This window comes from Plasticicumulans sp. (genome assembly GCF_035331805.1).
Taxonomy (GTDB): Bacteria; Pseudomonadota; Gammaproteobacteria; order Competibacterales; family Competibacteraceae; genus Plasticicumulans.
Genome location: NZ_DAOLKE010000261.1, coordinates 2546 through 5125, shown reverse-complemented (window position 1 = coordinate 5125; position 2580 = coordinate 2546). Strand labels below are relative to the sequence as shown.

Annotated in this window: 3 protein-coding genes; 1 reads left to right on the top strand and 2 read right to left on the bottom strand. The window is 70.9% G+C overall.

Translation table 11 applies throughout. The features are described 5' to 3' along the window. Positions 1-202 precede the first annotated feature (202 nt). Positions 203-1276, top strand: a complete 1074-nt coding sequence (locus tag PKE44_RS14795; protein WP_324552528.1) for a TAXI family TRAP transporter solute-binding subunit — start codon at positions 203-205, stop codon at positions 1274-1276. Between the two features lie 46 nt (positions 1277-1322). Here PKE44_RS14795 and PKE44_RS14790 read toward each other — a convergent pair whose 3' ends face one another. After that, entirely contained in the window at positions 1323-2267 is a 945-nt protein-coding gene (locus PKE44_RS14790; protein WP_324552526.1) for a hypothetical protein, read from the bottom strand. A gap of 91 nt (positions 2268-2358) precedes the next feature. Beyond that, on the bottom strand, positions 2359-2580 hold a 222-nt coding region (locus PKE44_RS14785; RefSeq protein ID WP_324552524.1), incomplete at its 5' end, for a hypothetical protein.

Sequence of the window (2580 nt, the reverse complement as noted above, 5' to 3'; positions counted from 1 at the left end):
AGCGGCCGAAGCCGAGCGCAGGCGCCACGCCGACGAAGCCGCCGCCGAGGCCGAACGCCGCCGGCAGGCCGAATCCGCCGCCCAGCCGTCCCGGCTGCCGCCCTGCGGCGCCGGCGAGGATGAACGCCGGCGGCTTAAGCTCTGCGACTGATGCCCGCGACCGATGCTCCGCTTGCCACGAATCCTGCCGGGAGAACCTTGCATGACCCGTCTGCTGCGCGCGCTCATCGCGCTGAGCCTCGCCCTCGTCACCGCCGCTGCGCCGGCGGCGCCGATCCTCGCCGACTACCGCATCGTCACCGGCGGCACGACCGGCACCTACTACGCCTTCGGCCAGAACCTCGCGAACCTCGTCGCGCGCCCGGCCAACATCGCGCTGGAGGCCGTCAGTTCCAGCGGCTCGGTGCAGAACGTGCGCGACATGCGCTACCGCGAGAAGGTCAAGTTCGCGCTGGTGCAGTCCGATGTCTATCAGGCCTACGTGCGCCTCGCCGCGCAGGGCGACAAGGAGGCACAGGATCTGATCGGGCCGCTGCGCGTCGTGCTGCCGCTGTACCTGGAGGAAATCCACGTGCTGGTGCGGGCCGACTCGCCGCTGCACTACGTCGATGAACTGCGCGGCAGGAAGCTCTACATCGGCCCCGACGGCAGCGGCGCGGCGCTGACCGCGAGCACGCTGTACGGGCTGATGTTCGACGGCGCCCGGCCCGAGCGCGTCGACTTCCCCGGCGCCACCGATGCCGCGAGCGGCTACAAGCAGGCGCTGAACGCGCTGCTCGATCGCGACGGCCGCGTCGATGCCGTCGTGTTCGTCGCCGGCCAGCCGGTGTCGCAGCTCGTCGTCGATGCCGAACTCGGGCGCAAGTACTACCGGCTGCTCGGCGTGCGCGCCGAGGAACCGGCGATGCGCGAGGCGCTGAAGGTCTACTACCCGGCGACGATCCTGCGCGACAGCTACGCATGGCTCGGCACCGACGTGCAGACGCTCGCGGTCAAGGCCTACCTGATCACCTACGACTATCCGCAGGACTTCAACCGCCGCGCGATCGCGGCCTTCGCGCGCTCGCTGTGCGAGAACTACGCCACGCTGCGCGCGCAGGGCCATCCGAAGTGGCAGCAGGTGGCCTGGAGTCCGCAGCAGCCGGCGCTGGAACCGCTGAAGGCCGGCTGGCAGTACTACTCGGTGACCGAACCGATCCTGTCGGGCTGCAGCGGCGGCGGCAATGGCAATGCGGCGTGCAGCAGCGACCGGCGCCTGCTCGGGCTGTGCCGCTGACCCCGCCGGCGGCGGGGCGGCGTGGGGAGAATTCCTGCTTCGGACCTCACGGCCCCCGCCGCTGCGCCCGCAGCTGTCCGACGACCGGCTTCGGTTCGCCGTCGACGGTATAGAAGCCCCAGTACGCCTCGCGCGGATCGACCGTGCCGCCGTAGTCCTTGAAGTCGCGCGCGATCAGCGCCGGCTTCCACGGCGCATCGAAGGCTTCGAAGGCCGAGAACGCACGGTCGCCGTTCCGCGGAAAGCGTCGCTCGACCCGCGTCCAGAAGCCGGCCTGCACCGCCGGCGACCATTCGCCGCCGGGCTGACCGGGCACGCCGGTCTCCTTGATCATCACCGGCTTGCCCGGCGCGCGCGCGATGACCTTGCCGAGGATCGCGTCGAGATAGTCCATGCCGGCATCGAGCTTGTCGGGCGTGAACCAGTCCTCGAACAGCGGATGGATGTTGACGCCGATGAAGTCCTGCGCGTCGAAGAAGCCCGGCGGCGTCCATTCGAGGTGGATCACGAACGGCTCGCCGGTGGTCAGCGGCAGTTCGGGCAGCGCCGCGCGCACGTGATCGAGGCCGCGCCGGAGCGTCGGCCAGTCGTAGCGGTGCGAGATCAGCCCTTCGTTGCCGACGCAGATCGCGACCACGACCTCGGGGTATTCGCGCGCCAGCCGGATCGCGGTGTCGAGTTCGGTGGTGTTGGCGGGGTTGTGGACGCCGAGGATCACGGCGCGGATGCCGGTTTCGCGTGCAAGCGCCGCGACCTGCTCGCTGCCGTTGTCGCTTGCATAGGTGACGATGCCATCGAAATCCGGCGCCAGGATCAGGAGATCGCGCCGGATCGCATCCCGGCCCACCAGCCCGCCGTCGGTGTAGGCGCTCGGGCTGTAGGCGATGAAGCGCACCGACGCGAACGCCGCGCGCAGCTTCGCGAGATCGGCGGCCGCAGCCGGCAGCGACAGGCCGAGGGCGAGGACGAGGCTTGCAAGCAGGCGGGGCATGGCGGAAACCGGAGGTGGCAGGGGGCCGGCCAGCATACGCGCCGCCGGCGCCGGCCGATGCAGCGGCCGGGCGTTGCGGCCGGCGCGCCGGCTAGCGGCCTTCGGTCCGGGTCGCGCCGCAGCGTGCGCAGCGGTAGCTCGTGACCAGCCTGCCGGCCTTCACGTCGAAGCGCTTGTCCTTCTGCACCTCCCACTTGTGAAACCCGGACTTGCAAAGCTCCCGGCCGGCCGCGGCCTCCATGCGGTCGGCAGGCTTGGGGCGCTTGAACGGCAGGATGTCGGCCATGCGGGCGGACCTCGGCGGGCGGATCGG